At 72.7% G+C, this 23,170-nt stretch carries 19 protein-coding genes; 7 read left to right on the forward strand and 12 right to left on the reverse strand.

Going from position 1 to position 23,170, the window contains the following annotated elements:
- The first annotated feature begins 28 nt into the window (after positions 1 to 28).
- The gene (locus ABFT23_RS08620; RefSeq protein ID WP_347894226.1) at positions 29 to 1,000 is read left to right on the forward strand and encodes an EamA family transporter; all 972 of its coding nucleotides are present in this window, start codon (positions 29 to 31) and stop codon (positions 998 to 1,000) included.
- Positions 1,001 to 1,008: 8 nt separating this feature from the next.
- Here the strand turns inward: ABFT23_RS08620 and ABFT23_RS08625 are convergent, their stop codons facing one another.
- The 4 genes from ABFT23_RS08625 to mce form a co-directional block, all read right to left on the reverse strand.
- Positions 1,009 to 2,208: an AI-2E family transporter gene (locus ABFT23_RS08625; protein WP_347894228.1), complete on the reverse strand. Its 1,200-nt coding sequence runs from the start codon at positions 2,206 to 2,208 to the stop codon at positions 1,009 to 1,011.
- Positions 2,205 to 3,503 (reverse strand): coiled-coil domain-containing protein, encoded by a 1,299-nt coding sequence (locus tag ABFT23_RS08630; protein WP_347894230.1) that lies wholly within the window; start codon positions 3,501 to 3,503, stop codon positions 2,205 to 2,207. The genes ABFT23_RS08625 and ABFT23_RS08630 overlap by 4 nt, the downstream gene beginning before the upstream one ends.
- Before the next feature lie 233 nt (positions 3,504 to 3,736).
- On the reverse strand, positions 3,737 to 5,086 hold the full coding sequence (ccrA, locus tag ABFT23_RS08635; RefSeq protein WP_347894232.1) for a crotonyl-CoA carboxylase/reductase: 1,350 nt from the start codon (positions 5,084 to 5,086) through the stop codon (positions 3,737 to 3,739).
- A 222-nt stretch (positions 5,087 to 5,308) separates the two neighbouring features.
- Complete coding sequence (gene mce / locus ABFT23_RS08640) at positions 5,309 to 5,755, reverse strand: methylmalonyl-CoA epimerase (protein ID WP_347895063.1); 447 nt, start codon at positions 5,753 to 5,755, stop codon at positions 5,309 to 5,311.
- Positions 5,756 to 5,874: 119 nt separating this feature from the next.
- On the opposite strand from mce, the gene ABFT23_RS08645 reads away from it, so the two are divergent.
- Positions 5,875 to 7,065, forward strand: coding sequence for an acetyl-CoA C-acetyltransferase (locus ABFT23_RS08645; RefSeq protein ID WP_347894234.1), 1,191 nt, complete (start codon positions 5,875 to 5,877; stop codon positions 7,063 to 7,065).
- A gap of 6 nt (positions 7,066 to 7,071) precedes the next feature.
- On the forward strand, positions 7,072 to 8,037 hold the full coding sequence (gene meaB, locus ABFT23_RS08650) for a methylmalonyl Co-A mutase-associated GTPase MeaB (RefSeq protein ID WP_347894236.1): 966 nt from the start codon (positions 7,072 to 7,074) through the stop codon (positions 8,035 to 8,037).
- A gap of 7 nt (positions 8,038 to 8,044) precedes the next feature.
- Here the strand turns inward: meaB and ABFT23_RS08655 are convergent, their stop codons facing one another.
- A complete protein-coding gene (locus ABFT23_RS08655) occupies positions 8,045 to 9,292 on the reverse strand; it encodes an endonuclease/exonuclease/phosphatase family protein (RefSeq protein ID WP_347894238.1) in 1,248 nt (415 codons plus the stop codon).
- A 137-nt stretch (positions 9,293 to 9,429) separates the two neighbouring features.
- On the opposite strand from ABFT23_RS08655, the gene ABFT23_RS08660 reads away from it, so the two are divergent.
- Both ABFT23_RS08660 and ABFT23_RS08665 read left to right on the forward strand, forming a co-directional pair.
- Positions 9,430 to 10,386 (forward strand): tetratricopeptide repeat protein, encoded by a 957-nt coding sequence (locus ABFT23_RS08660; RefSeq protein WP_347894239.1) that lies wholly within the window; start codon positions 9,430 to 9,432, stop codon positions 10,384 to 10,386.
- Between the two features lie 19 nt (positions 10,387 to 10,405).
- Complete coding sequence (locus ABFT23_RS08665) at positions 10,406 to 11,170, forward strand: EI24 domain-containing protein (RefSeq protein ID WP_347894240.1); 765 nt, start codon at positions 10,406 to 10,408, stop codon at positions 11,168 to 11,170.
- 13 nt (positions 11,171 to 11,183) lie between these two features.
- On the opposite strand, the gene ABFT23_RS08670 is transcribed toward ABFT23_RS08665, so the two are convergent.
- Positions 11,184 to 11,522, reverse strand: a complete 339-nt coding sequence (locus ABFT23_RS08670) for a winged helix-turn-helix transcriptional regulator (protein WP_347894241.1) — start codon at positions 11,520 to 11,522, stop codon at positions 11,184 to 11,186.
- 24 nt (positions 11,523 to 11,546) lie between these two features.
- On the opposite strand from ABFT23_RS08670, the gene ABFT23_RS08675 reads away from it, so the two are divergent.
- Positions 11,547 to 12,899, forward strand: coding sequence for an MFS transporter (locus ABFT23_RS08675; protein WP_457623176.1), 1,353 nt, complete (start codon positions 11,547 to 11,549; stop codon positions 12,897 to 12,899).
- Between the two features lie 4 nt (positions 12,900 to 12,903).
- On the opposite strand, the gene ABFT23_RS08680 is transcribed toward ABFT23_RS08675, so the two are convergent.
- Together ABFT23_RS08680 and ABFT23_RS08685 are read right to left on the reverse strand one after the other, a co-directional pair.
- The gene (locus ABFT23_RS08680) at positions 12,904 to 13,785 is read right to left on the reverse strand and encodes an NUDIX hydrolase (RefSeq protein ID WP_347894245.1); all 882 of its coding nucleotides are present in this window, start codon (positions 13,783 to 13,785) and stop codon (positions 12,904 to 12,906) included.
- A gap of 9 nt (positions 13,786 to 13,794) precedes the next feature.
- Entirely contained in the window at positions 13,795 to 14,718 is a 924-nt protein-coding gene (locus tag ABFT23_RS08685; protein WP_347894247.1) for a LysR family transcriptional regulator, read from the reverse strand.
- Positions 14,719 to 14,791: 73 nt separating this feature from the next.
- Here ABFT23_RS08685 and ABFT23_RS08690 point away from each other — a divergent pair, with 73 nt between their 5' ends.
- Entirely contained in the window at positions 14,792 to 15,748 is a 957-nt protein-coding gene (locus ABFT23_RS08690) for an EamA family transporter (protein ID WP_347894249.1), read from the forward strand.
- Here the strand turns inward: ABFT23_RS08690 and glgB are convergent.
- Genes glgB through ABFT23_RS08710 form a run of 4 tightly spaced genes read right to left on the reverse strand, consistent with a single transcriptional unit; the run spans position 15,661 to position 23,076 of the window.
- Positions 15,661 to 17,919: a 1,4-alpha-glucan branching protein GlgB gene (gene glgB / locus ABFT23_RS08695; RefSeq protein ID WP_347894251.1), complete on the reverse strand. Its 2,259-nt coding sequence runs from the start codon at positions 17,917 to 17,919 to the stop codon at positions 15,661 to 15,663. The genes ABFT23_RS08690 and glgB overlap by 88 nt on opposite strands.
- The gene (locus tag ABFT23_RS08700; protein ID WP_347894253.1) at positions 17,916 to 19,289 is read right to left on the reverse strand and encodes a maltokinase N-terminal cap-like domain-containing protein; all 1,374 of its coding nucleotides are present in this window, start codon (positions 19,287 to 19,289) and stop codon (positions 17,916 to 17,918) included. The genes glgB and ABFT23_RS08700 overlap by 4 nt, the downstream gene beginning before the upstream one ends.
- Positions 19,286 to 21,103 carry a maltose alpha-D-glucosyltransferase gene (gene treS / locus ABFT23_RS08705; protein WP_457623179.1) on the reverse strand — a complete coding sequence of 606 codons (1,818 nt, stop codon included), beginning with the start codon at positions 21,101 to 21,103 and terminating at the stop codon, positions 19,286 to 19,288. Before treS ends, ABFT23_RS08700 begins: the two co-directional genes overlap by 4 nt.
- Positions 21,104 to 21,111: 8 nt before the next feature.
- Positions 21,112 to 23,076, reverse strand: a complete 1,965-nt coding sequence (locus ABFT23_RS08710) for an alpha-1,4-glucan--maltose-1-phosphate maltosyltransferase (protein WP_347894255.1) — start codon at positions 23,074 to 23,076, stop codon at positions 21,112 to 21,114.
- Between the last annotated feature and the right edge of the window lie 94 nt (positions 23,077 to 23,170).

Consider the following 23,170-nt stretch of genomic DNA (forward strand, 5'->3'; position numbering starts at 1 on the left):
ACCGGACCGATCCCTACTGTCATTAACCATGACGACGTTGGCTCATGACACGCCTCGGGCGAACCGCCGCACGCCCACCACGACCGGTCTCGCCTTCGCGCTCGTCTCGGCCGTCGCCTTCGGTCTCTCGGGGGCCCTCGCGCGACCGCTGCTCGACGCCGGCTGGACGCCGGGCGCCGTCGTGCTCGTGCGCATCGCGCTCGGGGCGCTGGTCGTCGTCCCCTTCGGGGTGCGGGCGCTGCACGGGCGCTGGTCGCTGCTGCGCGAGAACGCCGGACTCATCACGATCTACGGCGTCCTGGCCGTCGCCGGTGCCCAGTTCGGCTACTTCTCCGCCGTCGCGCACATGCAGGTCGGGCCGGCGCTGCTCATCGAGTACACCGCGCCGGCCGCGGTCGTCGTCTGGTTCTGGCTGCGCCACGGCCAGCGGCCCGGCCCGGTCACCCTCGGCGGGGCCGCGCTGTGCGCGCTCGGCCTGGTGCTCGTGCTCGACCTGTTCTCGGGCGCCGACCTCAGCGTCGTCGGCGTGCTGTGGGCCCTTGCGGCCATGGTCGGCTGCGCCACCTACTTCATCATCAACGGCGACGACTCCACCGGCCTGCCGCCCATGGCTCTCGCCGCCGGGGGCCTCGTCGTCGGCTCCGTGGTGCTCGGCGTCCTGGGACTCGTGGGCCTGATGCCGATGCGCGCCACCGACGTCGACGTCGCCTACGCCGGCGTCACGGTCGCCTGGTGGGTGCCGATGATCGGCCTCGGCCTGGTCACCGCAGCCATCGCCTACACGACGGGCATCGCGGCCGCGCGCCGGCTGGGCTCGCGCCTGGCCTCGTTCGTGGCCCTCAGCGAGGTCGTCGCCGGGGTGCTGTGGGCCTGGTTGCTCCTCGACCAGCTGCCGGCACCCGTGCAGCTGCTCGGAGGGGTGCTCATCCTGGCCGGGGTCGTCGGCGTCAAGCTCGGTGAGCGCGACGTCGCGGCGGTCGAGCCCGAGATCAAGGTCTAGCAGCGCGACTAGCGCTCGTCCTGGCGCTTGACGATGACCTCGCGCGAGATCAGCAGGATGGCCGCCGCCCCCGGGATGGCCAGCAGCGCGCCGACGACGCCGAGCAGCGCCGTGCCGACCAGGGCGGCGATCACCGTGACCGCGCCGGGCACGTCGACCGATCGCTTCATCACGCGCGGGTAGACGACGTAGTTCTCGACCTGCTGGTAGATCACGTAGAAGATCACGCACGCGATGCCGGCGTTGACGTCGGTGGCGAACGCGATCGCGCTGACGATCACCGCGCCGATGGTGGCCCCGATCATCGGGATCACGCTCAGCAGCGCGACGACGAACGACAGCGCCACCGCGTACTCGCCGAGGCCGACGACGAACAGGAACACCAGCGACGACAGGCCGGCGCAGAGGGCGACGACGAAGGCCCCGGAGACGTAGCCGCCGATGTTGCGGATCACCCGGTCGCCCAGCCGCGAGACCCGGTCGCGACGCGAGGCCGGTGCGAGCTGGTAGAGCGCGTTCTTCGTCGTCTCGAGCGAGGCCAGGAAGTAGAGCGTCAGCACGACCACGACGAAGGCGTTGAACAACGCCGAGACGATCTTGAGCCCGAAGCCCAGCGCGCCGCCGAACAGACCGGAGACGAAGTCGCCGTTGGCGACGTACTCCTTGACCCGGTCGATGACGTCGTACTCGTCGTTGAACTCCTGGACCTTGCGGTTCTCCTCGAGCTCGTCGAGCCAGCCCGGCACGTTGGCCGTGAGGGCCGCGACCTGGTCGGTGATCACCGGGACCAGGGCGACGACGAACAGGGCGAGCCCGGCGAGGGCCCCGACGATCACGGCCGCGCACGCGAGCGAGCGCCGCAGGCCGCGACGCTCGAGGAAGACCACGGCCGGGTGGAGGCCGCAGGCGAGGAACAGCGAGACGACGACGAGCATCAGCACCGAGCCGATGCCCACGATCGCCTCGAAGATGAACCACGCCGTCAGCGCGCCGAGGGCGCCGACGAAGCCGAGGTAGAACGGGTTGCGCTTGTCGAAGGGCAGGCCAGGCTCGCCGAAGTCGTCGACGTCGGCCACGCGGGCCGCGGTGCGGGCCGCGGCGGTGGCGATCTCCGCCGACTCCTCGGCCCGCTCGGCGGCGTCCTCCGCCCGGTCGGCGGCGGCCTCGACGTCGTCGGGGCCGCCGACCGGGACCGGGTCAGGACTCAACCGTCGCCCTTGGCGGGGGTGCTGTCGGCGGAGTCGGCGGAGTCAGCGGGCTCGGCCGAGTCGTCGCCGCCGAAGCCGGCGACGACGTCGCGCAGCGAGGCCAGCTGGGCGGTGATCGAGTCGCGGCGCTTGGTGAGGCGGTCGAGCTCGGCGCGGGTGGCGGCGATCTCGCGGGCCGCGGCGTCGTCGCTCGCGGTCGAGATGGCCTCGGCCTTCTGGTTGGCCGCGGCCACGATCTGCTGGGCCTCGCGCTTGGCCCGCTGGACGACGGCCTCGCCCTCGGCGGCCGACGCGGCCCGGCTCTCGGTCGCCTGCTGGGTGGCGGCGGCGGCACGCTGCTCGGCCGCCTCGGCCCGACGCTCTGCCTCCTCGACCAGGCGCTTGGTCTCGGCGACCGCGGAGTTGTGGTGGTCGGTGGCCTCGCGGGCCAACCGCTCCTTCTCGACGGCGAGCGTGCGCCGCGCCTCCTGCACCTCGCGGTCGGCCGCGGCACGGGCCTGCTCGACCTCGCGCTGGGCGCCGGTGCGCATCTCGTTGGTCTCCTGCTGGGCAGCGAGACGCAGCTGATCGGACTCGCGCCGGGCTGCGGCGACGATGTCGGCGGCCTCGCTCCTGGCCAGGGTGCGCTCCTGCTCGGCGTCGGCCGCGACGCGCGAACGGGTCTCGTCGATCTCGCGGAGCTGGACGACCTTCATGTCCTCGAGCTCCTTGAGGCCCTCGGCGCGAGCCGCCTTGGCGTCGCGCTCGGCCTGGGCGCGGATGTCGACGGCGTCGCGCTGCGCGGCGGCGCGGATCTCGTCGGCCTCCTCCTCGGCGAGTCGCAGCATCGTGCTGGCGCGCCCGCCGAGCCCGGCGTAGGTCGGCGACTTCTGCTCGTCGAGCTGCACCTGCAGGTCGTCGAGCCGCTTCTCCAGGTCGAGCACCCGCTGCTCGGACTCGGTCAGGCTTGCACTGAGCCCGGCCTTCTCGCTGCTGAGCTGACGCACCCGGGCGTCGACGGCGGCGCGGTCGTAGCCGTTGCGGCGGACGACGGGGAACGTGCTCTGCGCCGCGGTGGTGGCCCCCTGCGAGCCGGGCGCGCCGGCGGCCGGCGGCAGCACCGGGCGGCCGGGCTGCGGCGGCGCGTGCTGGGCGGAGGGCCGGGCCTGGGTGGCCCCTGCCTCGGTCGCGCTCGCCGCAGGGATCACCTGGGTGCGCTCGCCGTCGGGGTCGCCCGAGGTCGTGCCGGCCTTGCGGGTGCCCGAGGTGGCCTCGTCCGGCTCCTCGTCGAAGATGGACAGGCCTCGATCGCTCATTCGGGGGTTACCTCGTTCGGGTCGGGACGCGGGACGGCCGCACAACGGTGGTACGACCCCCGCACAGCGGGAAAGGTTGCCGGGAAGTGGCAGGGCCTCATCCTCCCTGATCCGGGGGCCCGATCACACCCCGGCGCGACGAGAGCCACCTGAGACGTCGGTGAAAGTCGTCTCAGGTGGCTCTCGGGCCGCGCTGGGGTCGTGCTGGGGTCGTGCTGGAGGTCGGGTGCCCCTCAGACGCCGCGGAAGCGGTTGATCGCGTCGAGGTGGGTGGCCCGCTTCTCGTGGTCGCGGACGCCGAGGCCCTCCTCGGGGGCCAGGCACAGCACGCCGACCTTGCCCTGGTGGAGGTTGTGGTGGACGTCGAGCGCGGCCTGGCCGACCTCGTCGAGCGGGTAGGTGCGCGACAGGGTGGGGTGGATCTTGGCCTGGGCGATGAGGCGGTTGGCCTCGTAGGCCTCGCGATAGTTGGCGAAGTGGCTGGAGACGATGCGCTTGAGGTTCATCCACAGGTAGCGGTTGTCGTACTCGTGCATGAAGCCGGTGGTCGAGGCGCAGGTGGTGATCGTGCCGCCCTTGCGGGTCACGTAGACCGAGGCGCCGAAGGTCTCGCGGCCGGGGTGCTCGAAGACGATGTCGATGTCCTCGCCGCCGGTGAGCTCGCGGATCTTCTTGCCGAGGCGCTGCCACTCCTTGGGGTCCTGGGCGGTGTTGTCGTCGTTCCAGAACTTCCAGTTCTCCTCGGAGCGGTTGATGACCATCTCGGCGCCCATCGAGCGCACGATGTTGGCCTTGTCCTCGTTGGAGACCACGCAGATCGGGTTGGCGCCGCCGTTGAGGGCGTACTGGGTCGCGAAGCCGCCGAGGCCGCCCGAGGCGCCCCAGATGAGGACGTTGTCGCCCTGCTTCATCTGTCCGGCGTTCTTGGAGACCAGCTGGCGGTAGGCGGTGGCGTTGACCAGGCCGGGGGAGGCGGCCTCCTCCCAGGTGAGGTGGTCGGGCTTGGCCAGCAGCTGGTTCGACTTGACGAGCGCGATGTGAGCCAGGCCGCCGAAGTTGGTCTCGAAGCCCCAGATGCGCTGCTGGGGGTCCATCATCGAGTCGTCGTGACCGGCGGGGTCCTCGAGCTCGACCGAGAGGCAGTGCGCGACGACCTCGGCGCCCGGCTTCCAGGCGGTGACGCCGGGCCCGGTCTTGAGCACGACGCCGGCCAGGTCGGAGCCGACGACGTGGTAGGGCAGGTCGTGGCGCTTGGTCAGCTCCGAGACGCGGCCGTAGCGCTCGAGGAAGCCGAAGGTCGAGACCGGCTCGAAGATCGAGGTCCAGACGGTGTTGTAGTTGATGGCGGAGGCCATCACGGCCACGTAGGCCTCGCCCGGGCCGAGCTCGGGCAGGGCGACGTCCTCGACGTGCAGGGACTTTCGGGGGTCCTTGTCGCGCGAGGCCTGACCCTCGAACATGTCGACCTCGTCCTTGTGGACCGTGACGGCCCGGTAGGACTCGGGCAGCGCGAGGGCGGCGAAGTCGGCTTCGGTGGCGTCTCCGGCCTGGCCGGCGGTGATGGCGTCGAGGATGTGCTGCACGGCTACGGACTCCTGTACGTCAAGGGTGGTCGGACGTCGACCTCGCGGCACCGTACCGGCGGGTAACGGCGAGGTGGGGGCGGTGTGCTCGACGTCACCCGGGCTGGGGGTCGAGCCGTTCTGGGGCTGCGGTGGTCTCGACGCGCTTCGCGACCTCGTGCCTCGGTCGCTGCGCTTGCTCGACCCGTGCCCGCGATGTGAGGCCGCTCGTGCCTCGCTGCCTCACTGCGGGCCTGGCTCCACGAGCTCGACGAGGACGCCGCCGGCGTCCTTGGGGTGCACGAAGTTGATGCGCGAGTCGGAGGTGCCGCGCCGGGGCGCGTCGTAGAGCAGGCGGAGGCCACGCTCGCGGAGGACGGCGCTGACCTGCTCGACGTCGGTGACCCGGTAGGCCACCTGCTGGCAGCCGGGGCCGTTGCGGTCGAGGTACTTCGCGATCGTCGAGGACTCCGAGAGAGGCGCGAGCAGCTGCACGTGCGAGCCGGAGTCGCCGACCGCCATCATCGCCTCACGCACGCCCTGCTCCTCGTTGGTCTCCTCGTGCGCGAGCGTCATGCCGAACGTGTCGCGGTAGAAGGCGATGGCCTCGTCGAGGTCGGGCACGGCCATGCCCACGTGGTCGATCGCGGTGAACAGGTGGGCGGGGATGTCGAGGCTCATGGCCGACATCATGGTGCGCATCGCGCGCCCCGTCGGTGTGACGTGCGCCTCGCCGGACACCTCGCACCGGGTGGTGAACGATCGGTAACCTGCGATGAAAGGTCCCGTTCCAGCCAGTGGAGGCACTCATGTCCGGATCCGTCATCGTCGCCGGGGCGCGCACGCCGATCGGTCGCCTCCTCGGCGGCCTGAAGTCCCTGTCCGCGGCCGAGCTCGGCGGCGTGGCCATCAAGGGAGCCCTGGAGAAGGCCGGCGTCGACGGCGACCAGGTCGACTACCTGATCATGGGCCAGGTCATCCTGGCCGGCGCCGGCCAGAACCCCGCGCGCACGGCAGGCATCGCCGCCGGCCTGCCGCTCTCGCTGCCCTCGATCACCATCAACAAGGTCTGTCTGTCGGGCCTCAACGCCATCGCCACGGCCGACCAGATGATCCGCGCCGGCGAGGCCGACGTCATCGTGGCCGGCGGCATGGAGTCGATGACCAACGCCCCGCACCTGCTGCCCAAGTCGCGTGAGGGCTTCAAGTACGGCGACACCACGCTCGTCGACTCGATGGCCTACGACGCGCTGTTCGACCAGGCCACCCAGCAAGCCATGGGGGCGCTCACCGAGCAGTGCAACTCCGCAGGCACCCAGCTGAGCCGCGAGGAGCAGGACGCGTTCTCCGCCGGCTCGCACCAGAAGGCCGCCGAGGCGTGGAAGAACGGCATCTTCGACGACGAGGTCGTGCCGGTCTCGATCCCGCAGCGCAAGGGCGACCCGGTCGTGGTCAGCCAGGACGAGGGCGTGCGCGGCGACACCACGACTGACTCGCTCGGCAAGCTTCGTCCGGCCTTCGCCAAGGACGGCACCATCACCGCCGGCTCCGCCTCACAGATCTCCGACGGCGCCTGCGCCGTCGTCGTGATGAGCAAGGCCAAGGCCGAGGAGCTCGGCCTCACCTGGCTCGCCGAGATCGGCGCGCACGGCATGGTCGCCGGCCCCGACTCCACGCTGCAGCTGCAGCCGGCCAACGCCACCGCCAAGGCCTGCGCCAAGGAGGGCATCGACCCGAAGGACCTCGACCTCGTCGAGTTCAACGAGGCCTTCGCCGCCGTCGGCATCGAGTCGGCCCGCTCGCTCGGCCTCGACGAGTCGAAGGTCAACGTCAACGGCGGCGCCATCGCGCTCGGCCACCCGGTCGGCATGTCGGGCGCCCGCGTCGTGCTGCACCTCGCGCTCGAGCTGCAGCGCCGCGGCGGCGGCGTCGGTGCCGCAGCCCTGTGCGGTGGCGGCGGTCAGGGCGACGCGCTCATCGTGCGTGTGCCGCAGGCCTAGTCGCACGTGGCCCGTCGTCGGGTCGACGTGCCCGACCTCGTCGCGCGGGCCCGGGGCGGTGAGCCCCGGGCCGTCGCGCGCCTGATCTCGCTCGTCGAGGACGCCTCGCCCGCGCTGCGGGAGGTCATGGCGGCGCTCGCCCCGCACACCGGGCGGGCGCAGGTCGTCGGCGTCACCGGCGCCCCCGGCGTCGGCAAGTCGACGTCGACCAACGCGCTGGTCCGGGCCCTGCGCCAAGCGGGGCGCACGGTCGGCGTCATCGCCGTCGACCCGTCGTCGCCCTTCTCGGGCGGCGCCCTGCTCGGCGACCGCGTCCGCATGGGCGACCACGCCGACGACGACGGCGTCTTCATCCGCTCCATGGCCGCCCGCGGCCACCTCGGTGGGCTGTCGTGGTCGACGCCGCAGGCCGTGCGCGTGCTCGACGCCGCCGGCTACGACGTCGTGCTCGTCGAGACCGTCGGGGTCGGGCAGAGCGAGGTCGAGGTCGCCGGTCTCGCCGACTCCACGATGGTCCTGCTCGCGCCCGGCATGGGCGACGGCATCCAGGCCGCGAAGGCCGGCATCCTCGAGGTCGGCGACGTCTACGTCGTCAACAAGGCCGACCGCGACGGTGCCGCGCAGGTGGCTCGCGACCTGCGCTCGATGCTCGCGCTCGCCGACCGCCGCGAGGGTGCCTGGAACCCGCCGATCCTCTCGACGACGGCGCAGTCGGGCGACGGCGTGCCGGCCGTCGTCGACGCGCTGGCCGAGCACCGCGCCTGGTCGCAGAAGACCGGCGAGCTGCAGCGTCGCCGCGAGCGCCGGGCGCGGGCCGAGGTCGAGGCCATCGCGGTCGCCGCCCTCCGGGCCCGCTGGACGCAGGTCGGTGAGCGCGACGAGCTCGACGACCTCGCGGCCGCCGTGGCGGTGGGGGAGTCCGATCCCTACGCGGCCGCCGACCTCCTGCTCGCCGGGATCGACGACCGCTGACGCCGGGTCAGCGCACGCGCAGGTCGACCCACACCGCGCGGTGGTCGGACGACAGGAACGGGAACACCCCGGTCAGCCGCGAGAGCGGGTCGGACCGCACCGGCCAGAACACCCCCGCGTCACGGACCGTCAGGCCCCGCTTCGACGGCAGCACGTAGTCGGCGCGCAGGTTGCCTGGCGCCGGGCTGTCGGCGAAGTCGGCGGTGTCGTAGCGCGGGTCGCCCTCGTGGGTGGCGTTGGCGCCGCCCTGCAGGGCCGCGGCCTCGGGCCCGCCGTCCGACGTCGGGCGCGGGTCGCGGATCGCGGGGTGGTCGAGCAGCTGGTCGATCGCGGCGTCGACGGAGTCGCCGTCGAGGGGATCGGCGTTCTGGTCGCCGGCGATGACGAACCGGGCACCGGGAGCCAGGCCGCCGCGGCGTCCGCGGTCGTCGTAGACGTAGCGCGCGGCCTTACCGCCTTCGACGTAGTCGGCGAAGAAGCGGATCTCGTCGTGGTTGCGCCGGCCGTTGCGGTCCTCCGGGCCGTCGAAGGTCGGCGGCGTGGGGTGCGAGACGAGGAAGTGGACGGTCTCGCGGCCGATCTTCACCGGCACGTCCCAGTGGCTCTTGCTCGACAGGCGCAGCGCGGCCTGCTCCTCGGGGGAGTAGAAGTCGGTGGGGATCAGGTTGCCGGGCATGTCGGCCCACCTGAAGGTCTGGAACGTGCGGACCTGGCGGTAGTCGATCGGGTACCGGCTGAGCACGACCATGCCGTACTGGCCCTCGAAGTCGCCGAAGCCGTAGGCGTCGTTGCCGCCCCCGACGGTGCCGTTGTCGTCGAGGTCGAAGCCGCTCGGCACGCCGGTGTTGGACGGCGCCACGTAGGAGTAGCGGTAGGAGATCGGCTTCGCGCCGTTCTGGCCGCGCTCGAGGTAGTTGCTGCGGAACAGGTCGACCGCACGCCGGTCGGGCACGTAGTCGAACTCGTTGAGCAGCAGGACGTCGGGCCGCGTGCGCTGCACGATCTCGGCGACCGACGCGGCCTGGGCGTCGATCGTCGTCGACAGGTCGCTGACGAGCTGGCCGGCCGCCGCCCGGTTGAGGGAGGCGTTGAAGGTCTGGAAACGGACGGTCTGCTGGGCGCCGTGACCGTGACCGGAGCCGTGACCGGAGATGTGGTGGCGGCCGGCGTCGGCCGGTCCGGCGACCAGGAGTCCGGCGGCCAGGGCGAGGGCAGAGGTCAGCGCGGCCACGCGCGCCCGAGAAAGCGTCGTCATGCGACTCAGCCTGCCACGGGCGGCGGACGGCGTCGGCGAACGTGGGGTGAACGCGTGGGCCCACCGGAGGATCTCGAGGCTCGCTGCGTCCGCACCTCGCTCACCGCCGGGTCGTGGTGGTCCCTAGGATTGCGAGCATGTCGCAGCAGCCGTTCTCCCGTCGTGGCGCCATCGACCTCTCGGCGCTCAAGCAGCCTGCCGGTGGGGCCGCACCCCGCCAGGCCCCGTCGTCCCCCGCCGGCAGCGCGCCGGCCTCGGGCGACGCCGGCGCCTACACCGTGCACGTGACGGTCGAGTCGATGCAGCAGGTCGTCGAGTCCTCGATGACCGCGCCGGTGCTCCTCGTCGTCTACTCGGCCTCGCGATCGCCCGAGAGCCTCACCTACGCCCAGGACGTCGGCGCCCTGGTGGAGCAGTACGAGGGCCGGTTCCTGGCCGGGCTCGTCGACCTCGACACCGCGCCCGAGGTCGGCCAGGCGCTGCAGATCACCCAGATCCCCGTGCTGCTCGTGCTCCTCGACGGCCGCCCGGTCACCCAGCCCATCCCGGGCGTCGTGCCCGCCGACGAGCTGAGCGCCCTGCTCAACCAGCTCGGCCAGCAGCTCACGGCGCAGGGCGTGAGCGGACGGCACCAGCCGCTCGCGCCGTCGGCGCCGGTCGGCGACGACGACGAGCCGGCCGTCGACCCGCGCTACGCCGCGGCCGAGGACGCCCTCGCCCGCAACGACGTCGACGCCGCCGTCGCCGAGTACCAGCGGCTCGTCGACGCCAACCCGGCCGATCACGGCGCCGCGGCCGGCCTGGCGATGGCCAAGGTCTGGCAGCGCACGCAGTCGGTCGACGCCGCGACCGCCAAGGCCGCGGCCGACGCCGCCCCGACCGACGTCGACGCGCAGACGCTCGCGGCCGACGTCGACCTCACCGAGGGCCGGGCCGAGGAGGCGTTCGCGCGGCTCGTCGAGCTCGTCCGGGTCACCAGCGACAAGGAGCGCGACCGGGCCCGCGAGCACCTGATCGGGCTGTTCGCCGCCGTCGGCAACGACGACCCCCTGGTGCTCGCCGCGCGGCGCAACCTCGCCTCCGCGCTGTTCTAGCCGCGGCAGGCCGGGGCACGTGGTGCGCGACTACCTCGACGGCGCGGCCTTCCTCGGCCGTGGGTGGCAGCTCTTGCGCCGCCGGCCCGGGCTGTTCGTGCTCGGGATGGTGCCGGCGTTCCTGGTTTGGCTCGTGCTCGCCGGCCTGTTCGTGCTGCTGGTGCTCAACCTGGGCGGCGTGACCGCCTGGCTCACCCCGTTCGCCGACGGCTGGCCCGACCCGCTGCGCGACCTCCTGCGCTGGGGCCTGGCGATCGCCGTCGTGGTGGCGGCCGTGCTGCTGTGGACCGCGACGTTCACCGGGATCACGCTCACCGTCGGCGACCCGTTCTACGAGCGCGTGTGGCGGGGCGCCGAGGACCTCCTCGGCCCGGTCGAGCTCGGTGACGGGTTCGGCTTCTGGGAGTCGGTGCGCGACGGGCTGAAGCTGATGCTCGTCGGGCTCGGCATCGCGCTGCTGGTGCTGGCCAGCGGGTTCGTCCCGGTCGTCGGCCCGGTGCTGGCCCTGGCCCTCGGCGTCGCGCTCTCGGGCCGCATGCTCGCCCGCGACCTCGTGGAGAACCCCCTCGCGGCCCGGGGCTTCGACAAGGCCGCACAAGCCCGGTTCCTCGAGCCGCACCGGCGCCGGGTGCACGGGTTCGGCATGGTCTGCCAGGCCTGCTTCCTGGTGCCCTTCGGCGGCGTCGTCATGATGCCCGCCGCGATCGCCGGCGCCACCGCACTGGTGCGTGACCTGCTGCCCGACGAGCGCGCGCAGGCGTTCGTGAAGCAGTCGCGCGCGTAGGTCGACGTCGGGCTCAGCGCTCCACGGCGTGCTGCCGGCCCCACTGCACGAGGACGTCGAGCACGGGCACCAGGTCGCGGCCGGCGGCCGTGAGGCGGTAGTCCCACCGCACGGGGGCGTGCTGGTAGGGCGTGCGCTCGACGACGCCGGCGTCCTCGAGCGACCTCAGCCGCGCGGCGACGCGGTCACGGGGGGCGCCGGTGCCGCGCACGATGTCGCCGAACCGGGTGACGCCGAACGACAGCTCGCGGACGACGAGCAGCGACCAGCGCTCGCCGACGAGCTCGAGGGCGGCGGCGGCCGGGCACGGGCGGCCGGGGAGGTCGTCGAGCCGGATGCGGCGGTCGGTCACCCTGCTAGTCTCACGGTCGTAAGTTTGGAAATCAAACCGACCGATCTCGCGCGACCGCTGCTCCCCGTGGCACTGGGCACCACGCTGGTGCTGGTCGCCTACGTCGCGCCGATCGTCGCGCTGCCGGCCACGGCCGGCGACCTCGGCGCGGGCGCGGGCGGACGGGCGTGGATCCTCAGCTCGATGAGCGTCGGCCTCGCGGCCGCGCTGCTGGTCAGCGGCGTCCTCGGCGACCGGTTCGGCCGCCGCGTGGCCTACGACGCCGGCCTGGCGCTCCTGGCCCTCGGCGCACTCGCCTGTGCTGCTGCTCCCGACACCGCGGTGCTCGTGGCCGGTCGGGTGGTCCAGGGCGCGGGCGGGGCCGCGGTGCTCGCCTGCGGGCTCTCGCTGCTCGCCGCGCGTTACCCGCCCGGGCCGGAGCGATTGCGCGCGACGTCGCTGTGGGGAGCCAGCGTCGGGCTCGGCATCGCCACCGGTTGCCTGCTCACCGCCGCCGTGGGCGAGGTCGGCACCGGCTGGCGCGAGGTGTACGTCGTCCACGCCGTCACCGCCCTGGGGCTCGTGGCGCTCTCGTCGCGTCTGGGTGCATCGTGGGCCGAGCACCCGCGACGCGTCGACGTCCCGGGGCTGGTGCTGCTCGTGGTGGCCATGACCGCGCTGGTCGCCGCGCTGACCGAGGTCCGCGACGGCGTCGACGCGGTCGTCGTCCTGCTCGCGGTGGTGGCTTCGGTCGCCGTCGCCGCGCTGGGTCGCGTCGAGCGGCGCGTGGCCGAGCCGTTGCTCGACCCGGCCCTGCTCCGCGACCCCGGGTTCGTGGCCGCCACCCTCGGCTCGTTCGTGCTCGGCATCAGCATGATCGGGCTGTCCTCGCTGACCCCGACGGTCGCGCAGGTCGGTCTGGGCGCGGGGGTGTGGTCGTCGGCCGGGCTCGCCGCGCTGTGGGCGGGCACGAGCGTCGTCACGTCGTTGTCGCTGCGGCGACTGCCCTGGACCTTCGCCGGGCCGCGCGGGGTCGCCGTGCTGCTGACCGCGGTCGGCCTCGCCCAGCTCACCGGGCTCGGACTCGGGGCGGGCTCCGGCGTGTGGCGCCTCGCCGTCGTGATGGTCGCGACGGGCCTCGGCACGGGGTTGCTCAACGCCGTGCTCGGGCGTGAGGCCGTCGCGAACGTGCCCCCCGACCGCACCGCCATGGGCAGCGGGGCCAACAACACCGCGCGCTACGTGGGGGCGGCCGTCGGCGTCACGGTCACGGTCATCATCGCCACGCACGTCGGCGACTCGGTGGCGACCGGTTGGAACGCGGCGGTCGTGTTCTGCTCGGCGGTCCTGCTCGGCGGTGCGGCGCTGCTGGCCACCGTCGCGCGGCGGGCTCGCTGAGCGCTCAGCGCCCGCTCTCGGTGTAGGCGGCGCCACCGTCGAGGGCCGCCAGCGCGGCCGTGATGCGCCGCGCGGTGAAGTCGGCACAGCGCTCGACCACCTCGTCGGCCGTGAGGAACTCGGCCGTGCGGATCTCGCGCGCCTGGGGGACGATCCGCTCGACGACGGACGACGCGTGGACGCCGCCGTCGAAGACGAGGCACAGCGCGTCGTCCCAGCCGCTCCACGGGGGCAGCCAGTCGGTGAGCAGCAACCGGCCGGCGGGGATCGTGAGCGCGAGCTCCTCGACGAGCTCGCGGGCCACCGCGACCTGCGGCGACTCGCCGACCTCGACGACGCCGCCGGGCAGGTCCCAGTCCTGCTTGTAGGTCAGGTGGCAGCAGAGCACCCGGCCGGCCTCGTCGCGCACGAGCATCTGCCCGATGGCCCGCTTGCGGGGCAGGAACGAGTTGAGCAGGGCGCGGAACGCACCCGGCTCGGACAACGGGGGATCGGTGGCCAGGCGGGCGAGGACGACGAGCTCGCCGTCGGCGGCGACGACACGGCGCACGCCCTCGCGCCGCAGCCCGGAGCGCGTGGCCACGCGCAGCGCGGCCTCGTGCGAGCTCGGCACCACCGCCTGCACCCGGCTGAGCCCGAGGCCGCCGTCGCCCTCGTCGGTCAGGGCCCAGTCGACGGCGACCCGGACGGCGCGGGTCGCCGAGCCGCGCCCGCGGTGGTCGGCGTCGAGGGCGTAGGTCAGCTGCCCGGCGCCGTCGTCGTCGACCCGCACCTCGACGGTGCCGACGACGGTGCCGTCGGTCTCGACGTCGAAGGCGCTCGAGCCCGAGGCCGCCCGCGGTCGGAGCGTCACCGTCCCGTCGGTCAGGGTCGACGGCTCGCTCACGCTGCCAGGTTAGTCATCGCGGTCGTCGGGCCGTCGTCCGGGCGACGCGGCGGTGAGCGAGGCCACGACCGCGGTCACGGCCGGCGAGGCCCCCATGCTCCGCCGATGCACCGCGACGATCGAGCGCGTCGGGGTCGGGTCGACCGCCGGGACGGCGACGAGGTCGGCGCCGAGCGGGGCGCGGCCGATGCGCGGGATCAGGGCGATGCCGAGCCCGGCCGCGACCAGGGCGAGGTGCGACTCGAACTCCATCGCCTCGTGCGCGATGCGCGGACGGCGTCCGGTGCCGTCGTACATGCGGCCCAGCCACTGGCGGCAGATCGTGCCCTCGGGGGTGGCGACCCAGCCCTCGTCGACGAGGTCGTGCGGCGTCACGTGCGGGCGGTCGGCGAGCCTGTGGTCGCGGTGCACGACGACGTCGGCGAGGTCGGAGCCGACGTCGACGCGCTCGAGGTGGTCGGGCACCTCGATCGGCACGTCGCCCCAGGAGTGCACGAGGCCGAGGTCGAGCCGGCCTGCGGCGACGTCGGCGATGGCGTCCCACGGCTCGCGCTCGACGAGCCGGAGGGAGAGGTCGGGGTGGGCGGCGAGCAGGTCGCGGGCGACCGGGGCGACCAGGCCGCGCATCGCCGTCGAGAACGCCCCGACGCGCAGGTGCCCGGCGACGCCGCCGGCGGTGCGGTGCAGGTCGGCCTGCACCTGCTCGAGGTCGCGCAGCACCGACGTGCCGGCGTCGACGAGCAGTCGCCCCGGCAGCGACAGGACGACGCCGCGACCGACCCGCTCGAGCAGCGCGACGCCGGTCTGGCGCTCGAGGCGCTTGACCTGCTGGCTCACCGCGCTCGGGGTGAACCCGAGGGCCTCGGCGGCGCCGACGACGGAGCCGTGCGTGTCCACGGCACGCAGGGCGACGACGGCCTGGAGGTCGATCATGAAGCAACGCTACCGCGAAAGCGGCAGAAGGCATTGCTGGTCCTTCACGGTGGCGACCGTCAGGCTGGACCCCGTGAGCCGCCGAGACTGCCTCCTCGCCGCCCTGGTCGCGACGATCTGGGGCTTCAACTTCATCGTCATCGACTGGGGCATGGACGGCGTCCCGCCGCTGCTGTTCGCCGCGATCCGCTTCGCCCTCGTGGTGCTGCCGATGGTCTTCTGGCTGCCGCGGCCGCAGCTGCCGTGGCGCACCCTCGCCGGCATCGGGGCGTGCATGTCGCTCGGGCAGTTCGGCTTCCTCTACGTCTCGATGGGCGCCGGCCTGCCGCCCGGGCTGGCCGCCCTGGTGCTGCAGGCGCAGGTGCTCTTCACGGTGCTGATCGCCGCCGGCGTGCTGGGGGAGCGGCCGACGGCGACCCAGGCGGGCGGCGTCGTCCTGGGCTCGACCGGCCTCGTCGTCGTCGCGCTCGGCCGCGGTGGCGAGGTGACGGTGACCGCGCTCGTGCTGTGCCTGCTCGGTGCGCTGTCGTGGGGCGTCGGCAACGTGCTGGCCCGGGCCTCGGGTGCCCCCGGCGGCCTGGCCCTCACGGTGTGGTCGGCGGTCGTCGTCCCGGTGCCGCTGCTCGCGCTGTCGCTCGTGGTCGACGGCCCGGGGGCGGTCGCCGACGGGCTCGGCGCGTTCGGCTGGCAGGCCGGGCTGTCGACGGCCTACACGGTCGTGCTCGCCTCGTTCGTCGGCTACGGCATCTTCACCACGCTGCTCGGCCGCAACCCGTCGGCGTCCGTCGTTCCGTGGGTGCTGCTGGCTCCGGTCACGGCGATGGCGTCGGCGGCGGTGCTGCTCGGGCAGACGCCCAACGCCGCCGAGACGACCGGCGCCGTCGTCATGGTCGCCGGCGTGCTGGTCGCCCTGCGTGGGGGACGCCGTCGGCGCCCCCGCCGTCAGCCGGCGCTCGGCCGGGGGCCTCGCAGCCACAGCGTCGCCAGCGGCGGCACGACGAGGTCGGCGTGCGCCGGCATCGAGCCGTGACCGCCGTCGACGGCGAGCACCGAGCCGAGGTTGCCGACCCCGGAGCCGCCGTAGGCGTGGGCGTCGGTGTTGAGCACCTCGGTCCACAGCCCCGCTGCGGGCAGCCCCAGCCGGAAGCCGTCGTGGGGGACGGCGGCGAAGTTGCTCACGCACACCAGGTCGGGCTCGCCCGAGCCGGCCGGCGCGCGGCGCACGAACGAGTAGGTGTTGCGCCCGGCGTCGTCGGCGTCGACCCACTCGAACCCGGCCTCGGAGACGTCGCCCGCCCACGTGGCGGGCGTGTCGACGTAGGCGGCGTTGAGGTCGCGCACGAGGTCGGACAGGCCGCGGTGCTCGGGGTGCTCGAGCAGCCACCAGTCGAGCTCGCGCGACTCGGCCCACTCCGACTCCTGGCCGATCTCGCCACCCATGAAGAGCAGCTGCTTGCCCGGGTGCGCCCACATGAAGGCGTAGTAGGCGCGCAGCGTCGCGAGCTGCTGCCAGCGGTCGCCGGGCATCTTGCGCAGCAGGGAGCCCTTGCCGTGCACGACCTCGTCGTGGGAGAGCGGCAGCACGAAGTTCTCGGTCCAGGCGTAGGTGATCGCGAACGTGAGGTCGTGGTGGTGCCACTGGCGGTGCACCGGCTCACGCTCGAGGTAGTCGAGCGTGTCGTGCATCCAGCCCATGTTCCACTTGAACCCGAAGCCGAGGCCGCCGCCGGACGTCGGCCCGGTCACGCCGGGCCACGACGTCGACTCCTCGGCGATGGTGCAGATGCCCGGCACCCGCCGGTAGACGGTGGCGTTCATCTCCTGCAGGAACTGCACGGCCTCGAGGTTCTCGCGGCCGCCGTGCTCGTTCGGCTGCCACTCGCCGTCCTTGCGGGCGTAGTCGAGGTAGAGCATCGAGGCGACGCCGTCGACGCGCAGGCCGTCGGCGTGGAACTCCTCGAGCCAGTACAGGGCGTTGGCGTAGAGGAAGTTGCGCACCTCGGGGCGACCGAAGTTGAAGATGTGCGAGCCCCACTCCTGGTGCCAGCCCCGCTGCGGGTTGGGGTCCTCGTAGAGGGGCGTGCCGTCGAACTTCACCAGGGCCCACTCGTCGGTGGCGAAGTGCCCGGGGACCCAGTCGAGGATGACGCCGATGCCGGCCTGGTGCAGCCGGTCGACGAGGCGCTTGAACCCGTCGGGGTCGCCGAAGCGCGAGTCGGTCGCGAAGTAGGAGGTGACGTGGTAGCCCCACGACCCGCCGAACGGGTGCTGCATCACCGGCATCAGCTCGACGTGGGTGAACCCGAGGTCGGCGAGGTAGGGCACGAGCCCGTCGGCCATCTCGTCGTAGGACCAGAACCGCCCGCCGGGGTGACGCTTCCACGAGCCGAGGTGCATCTCGTAGACCGACATGGGCTCGTCGACCGGGTTCTTCTGCGCGCGCGCCGTCATCCAGGCGTCGTCGCCCCATGTGTGGGTCGACTCGTAGACCTTGGACGCCGTGTTCGGCGCCACCTCGGCGGCGTAGGCCATCGGGTCGGCCTTCTCGCGCCAGACGTCGTCGGCGCCGAGCACCAGGAACTTGTACGAGGCGCCGCTGCCGACGCCCGGCACGAACAGCTCCCACACGCCCGAGGTGCCGAGCTGGCGCATCGGGTGCTCGCGACCGTCCCAGGAGTTGAAGTCGCCCTTGACCCGCAGGGCCCGCGCCGACGGCGCCCACACCGCGAACGACGTGCCGGTGATCGTGCCGCCGAGCGGTTCCTCGTAGCGGTGCACGCGCGCGCCGAGCACCTCCCACAGGTTCTCGTGGCGACCCTCGTTGACCAGGTGGAGGTCGACCTCGCCGAGCGTCGGCAGGAACCGGTAGGGGTCGTCGACCTCGACCTCGCCCTGGCCGTAGTCGACGACGAGCCGGTAGCCCGGGATGTCGGAGATCGCCGCCGCGCCGGCCCAGATGCCGCCGTGCTCGTGCTCGAGCCGGACGTCGGTGTCGCCGAACCGGACGACGACCGACTCGGCCAGGGGCTTCAGGGCGCGGAAGGTGACCGCGGACCCGTCGTCGTGGGGGTGCGGCCCGAGGATCGCGTGCGGGTGGCCGTGGTCGCCGCGGACGACCTGGTCGAGCTCGCCGCGCGGGACGGCGAGCGGAGCGGGCCCGGTGGGCGGGACGGGCGGGACGGGCGGGACGGACTGGCTCATGCGGCTCCGATGCGGGCGACGGCGCTGAGGGGGATCTCCACCCAGGTGGGTCGGTTGCGGGTCTCGTAGACGGTCTCGTAGACCGCCTTGTCGGCGGTGTAGGCGGTGACGATGGTGCGCTGCTCGGCGGTGAGGTCGCCGCCGGCGTAGGCCCGGAGGAAGGAGGTCTGGTTGAGCTCGACCCACTCCGCCCCGCGGTCGGTGCCGGTCGCGTCGTCGCCGACGCCGTCGGGGCGGTCGACGGCGTGCGCGGCGTAGTCGAACGAGCGCAGCATGCCGGCGACGTCGCGCCAGGGGGAGTCGGGCAGCAGCCGCTCCTCCAGGGTCTTGGCCGGCTCGCCCTCGAAGTCGACGATCTTCCACCCGGTGGAGGTGCGCAGCGTCTGGCCGAGGTGGAGGTCGCCGTGGATGCGTTGCACCGCGAGCTCGCCGAGGTCGCCGAGCTCGTCGAAGACCGCGCGGAGCGCCGCCTCGTGCGGGGCGAGCGCCGGCGCGGCCACGAGCGCGGCGTCGAGCCGCACGTGCATGGCGTCAGCGGTGGCGCGGGCCGTGCCCGTGCCGGTGTCGAAGTGCTCACGCAGCAGGGCGTGCACCTCGCGCAGCGTGTCGCCGAGCCGGCCCGACTCACCGGAGAAGTCGCCGCCGGCGTCGCTCGCGGACAGCTCGGGCTCGGAGTAGAGGTTGCGCACGCTGGTCAGCGCGAGGTCCCAGCCGTCGGTGGCCGTGCGGAGGAACTGCTGCAGCATGCCGAGGTGGGTGTCGCCGGCCTCGACCCAGCCGTAGAGGTGCGCGACGTCGGGGGAGTCGGCCCGGGTCAGCGCGTCGTGGGTGGTGATGTCGGGGTTGGCGCCCGGGGTGATCTTGCGGAACAGCTTGAGCACGGAGTCCTCGCCGAAGAGCACCGAGGAGTTCGACTGCTCGCCGCTGAACAACGAGCCGACCGCGGTGAGGTCGAGGTCGTGGCCCGGCAGGGTGCGGAACGTGAGCCCGGCGTCGTCGCCCGGCCGCTCGTCGGCGCGTCCGAAGGCCTGCAGCCACAGGGCCATGGCGTCGCGGTCGTGCAGCGCGTCGTAGGCGTGCACCCATCCGTGGTCGGGGTCCTCCCACCAGCCGACGAAGGCGTGGTCGATGCGGTGCTCGGGGTGCTCGTAGTAGGCCAGCGGGACCTGGTAGAGCTCGGTCTCGCAGGCCCCGTCGGCGTAGACCAGCTCGACGAGCAGGACGTCGACGCGCGGGGCGCCGTCGCCGAGCTGGCCGAGACGCTGCACGCTGGTGACCTCGAACGTACGGCCCTTGCCGCCGAACCACCGGGTGCGCACGAGGTAGGGGGCGAAGACGCTGAGGTCGATGTCGACCGGCGTGGGGTTCACAGCAGCTGCCCCTCGTCGGCGTGGTCGCCCGCGACGAGCCGGAACCAGTAGAAGCCGTAGCCGCTGAGGGTGAGCAGGTAGGGCAGCTCGCCGATGCGGGGGAACTCGACGCCGCCGAGCAGCTCGACCGGGGTCATGCCCTCGAAGCGGCGCAGGTCGAGCTCGACCGGCTGCGAGAAACGCGACAGGTTGTTGACGCACAGGATGACGTCGTCCTGGTGCTCGCGGGTGTAGGAGAGGACCGAGGCGTTGGAGCCACCGAGGTCGCGGAACTCGCCGAGGCCGAACGCCGGGTGCTGGCGCCGGGCGTGGATCATCCGGCGCGTCCAGTGCAGCAGCGAGGACGGGTTCTCCAGCTGGGCCTCGACGTTGACGCTCTGGTAGCCGTAGACGGGATCCTGGATGGCGGGCAGGAACAGCTTGCCCGGCGTGGCGGAGGAGAAGCCGGCGTTGCGGTCGGGCGTCCACTGCATCGGCGTCCGGACGCCGTCGCGGTCGCCGAGCCAGATGTTGTCGCCCATGCCGATCTCGTCGCCGTAGTACAGCACCGGGGAGCCCGGCAGCGAGAGCAGGAGCGCGTTGAACAGCTCGATCTGGTTGACGTCGTTGTCGAGCAGAGGGGCCAGCCGGCGGCGGATGCCGATGTTGGCCTTCATGCGGGGGTCCTTGGCGTACTCGTCCCACATGTAGTCGCGGTCCTCGTCGCTGACCATCTCGAGCGTGAGCTCGTCGTGGTTGCGCAGGAAGATGCCCCACTGACAGCCGGAGGGGATCGCCGGCGTCTGCTCGAGGATCTCCGAGATCGGGAACCGCGACTCGCGGCGCACGGCCATGAAGATGCGCGGCATCACCGGGAAGTGGAAGCACATGTGGCACTCGTCGCCGCCGGACTCGAAGTCGCCGAAGTAGTCGACGACGTCGGCCGGCCACTGGTTGGCCTCGGCCAGCAGGACCTTGCCGGGGTACTTCTCGTCGACGTAGGAGCGCACCTTCTTCAAGAACTCGTGCGTCGCCGGCAGGTTCTCGCCGTTGGTGCCCTCCTCGACGTACAGGTAGGGCACGGCGTCGAGCCGGAAGCCGTCGAGGCCCATGTCGAACCAGAACGAGATGGCCTCGAGGATCGCGTCGTGGACCTTCGGGTTCTCGTAGTTGAGGTCGGGCTGGTGGTGGAAGAAGCGGTGCCAGAAGTACTGCTGGCGCACGGGGTCCCACGTCCAGTTCGACGGCTCGGTGTCGACGAAGATGATCCGCGCGTCCTGGTACTTCTCGTCGGTGTCGGACCAGACGTAGAAGTCGCCGTAGGGGCCGTCGGGGTCGGAGCGGCTCGCCTGGAACCAGGGGTGCTGGTCGCTGGTGTGGTTGGCGACGAAGTCGATGATCACCCGGATGCCGCGGGCGTGGGCCTCGTCGAGGAAGTGGTGGAAGTCGTCGACGGTGCCGGCCTCGGGGAGGATGTCAGTGTAGTCGGCGACGTCGTAGCCGCCGTCGCGCAACGGCGAGGTGAAGAACGGCGGCACCCACAGGCAGTCGACGCCGAGCCACTGCAGGTAGTCGAGCTTCTCGGTGAGGCCCTTGAAGTCACCGGTGCCGTCGCCGTTGGAGTCGCGGAAGCTGCGGACCATCACCTCGTAGAAGACGGCCGTCTTGAACCAGTCGGGGGTCTGGTTGACCGGGTCGCCGGGCTCGGCCGGCAGCACCGGCTGGTCGACGGGCTCGCCCGTGGTGGCCGGGCTGACCTCGATCTCGGTCGTCGCGGGGGAGGTGGGCGTGGCGGGCGTGGTGGGCGAGGCGGACGTGGGGTCGGTGGTCGTCACGGGGATGCTCAGGCCTTCCTGATCGTCAGCACGTGCGCGGGCTCGTCGTGCGGGTCGAGCCGCACGTAGTCGTGCTCGGCCCAGGTCCAGTCGGCGCCGGTGATCTCGTCGTGGACGACGAAGGAGTCCGTCCAGTCGAGCCCGAGCGCCGGCATGTCGAGGTGCACGGTCGTCTCGCGGGCGCCGTGCGGGTCGAGGTTCAGCACGACGATGACCACGTCGTCGTCCGCCTTCTTGGAGAACACGAGCACGTTCTCGTCGTCGGCGGCGTGGATGGTGAGGTTGCGCAGCTGCTGCAGCGCCGGGTGCGCGCGGCGGATCTCGTTGAGCCGGGTGAGGTAGGGCGCCAGCGAACGGCCCTCGGCCTCGGCGCCCTCCCAGTCGCGGATGCGGATCTGGTACTTCTCGGAGTCGAGGTACTCCTCGCTGCCGGGCCGCACCGCGACGTGCTCGTAGAGCTCGTAGCCGGCGTAGACGCCCCACGACGGCGAGCTCGTGGCGGCCAGCGCCGCCCGGATCTTGAACATCGGCGGCCCGCCGTACTGCAGGTGCTCGGGGAGGATGTCGGGGGTGTTGACGAAGAAGTTCGGCCGCATCACGTGGTCGGACTCGCTGCTGACCTCGCGCAGGTACTCCTCGATCTCCCACCGAGCGACGCGCCAGGTGAAGTAGGTGTAGCTCTGGTGGTAGCCCACCGAGCCGAGGCCGTGCATCATCGGCGGCTTGGTGAAGGCCTCGGAGAGGAAGACGACGTCGGGGTCGGTGCGGCGCACCTCGCGCAGCAACCACTCCCAGAAGGCCAGCGGCTTGGTGTGCGGGTTGTCGACGCGGAAGATCCGCACGCCGTGCTTCATCCAGAGCTTGACGACGCGCAGCACCTCGCGGCAGATGCCGTTGGGGTCGTTGTCGAAGTTGATCGGGTAGATGTCCTGGTACTTCTTCGGCGGGTTCTCGGCGTAGGCGATCGTGCCGTCGGCCCGCGTCGTGAACCACTCGGGGTTCGTGGTGACCCACGGGTGATCGGGCGCGGCCTGCAGGGCGAGGTCGAGGGCGACCTCGATGCCGAGCTCGCCGGCCCGGGCGACGAAGGCGTCGAAGTCGGCGAAGGTGCCGAGGTCGGGGTGGATGGCGTCGTGGCCGCCGTCCTTGCTGCCGATGGCCCAGGGCGACCCGGGGTCGTCGGGACCGGGCGTGAGGGTGTTGTTGGGGCCCTTGCGGTTGACCTCGCCGATCGGGTGGATCGGGGGCAGGTAGAGCACGTCGAAGCCCATCGCGGCCACGCCCTCGAGCCGCTCGGCCGCCGTGGCGAAGGTGCCACTGACGACCGCGCCGGTCTTCGGGTCGACCGTGGCCCCCTCGGAGCGCGGGAAGAACTCGTACCAGCTGCCGAACAGGGCGCGCTGCCGGTCGGCGTAGGCCGGGTAGGGACCGGCGACGGTGAGCAGCTCGCGCAGCGGGTGGGCGAGCAGCACGGCCGTGACGTCGTCGGCCTCGAGCTGGGCCAGGCGCGCCTCGGCCGGTCGTGCCGTGTCGGACGCCGCCGCGATGGCGCCGTCGATCACCGCGGCGTCGGCCTGGTCGCTCACCTCGGCGCGCACACGCTCGAGCAGCAGGCGGCCCTCGGTGAACATCAGCTCGACGTCGATGCCGGCCGGGATCTTGACCCCCGCCGCGTGCTGCCACGTGGCGACGGGGTCGGACCACGCCTGCACCTCGAACGTCCACGCGCCCGGCTGGTCGGGCGTCACCCAGGCCCGGTGCCGGTCGACCGGGTCGGCGAGCTTCTCCATGCGCACCGGGGGCTGCCGCACCCCGGTCGGGGAGGTGAGCACCACCTCGGCACCGAGCCTGTCGTGACCCTCCCTGAAGATCGTCGCCGAGACCGGGAAGGGCTCGCCGACCGTCGCCTTGCTGGGGAGCCGTCCGAGGTCCACCACCGGGTGGACGTCCATGACGGGAATGCGTCCGACCATGTTTCCACCCTTGCGGGTCGCCCCCGGGGCCCGCAACTCACCCCAGGGTGAAGACCCCGCGCTCGCGGAGCCGCCATCATCCCGTCCCCGGCGG

This window comes from Nocardioides secundeburneus, from assembly GCF_039939255.1.
In the GTDB taxonomy this organism is placed as follows: Bacteria; Actinomycetota; Actinomycetes; order Propionibacteriales; family Nocardioidaceae; genus Nocardioides.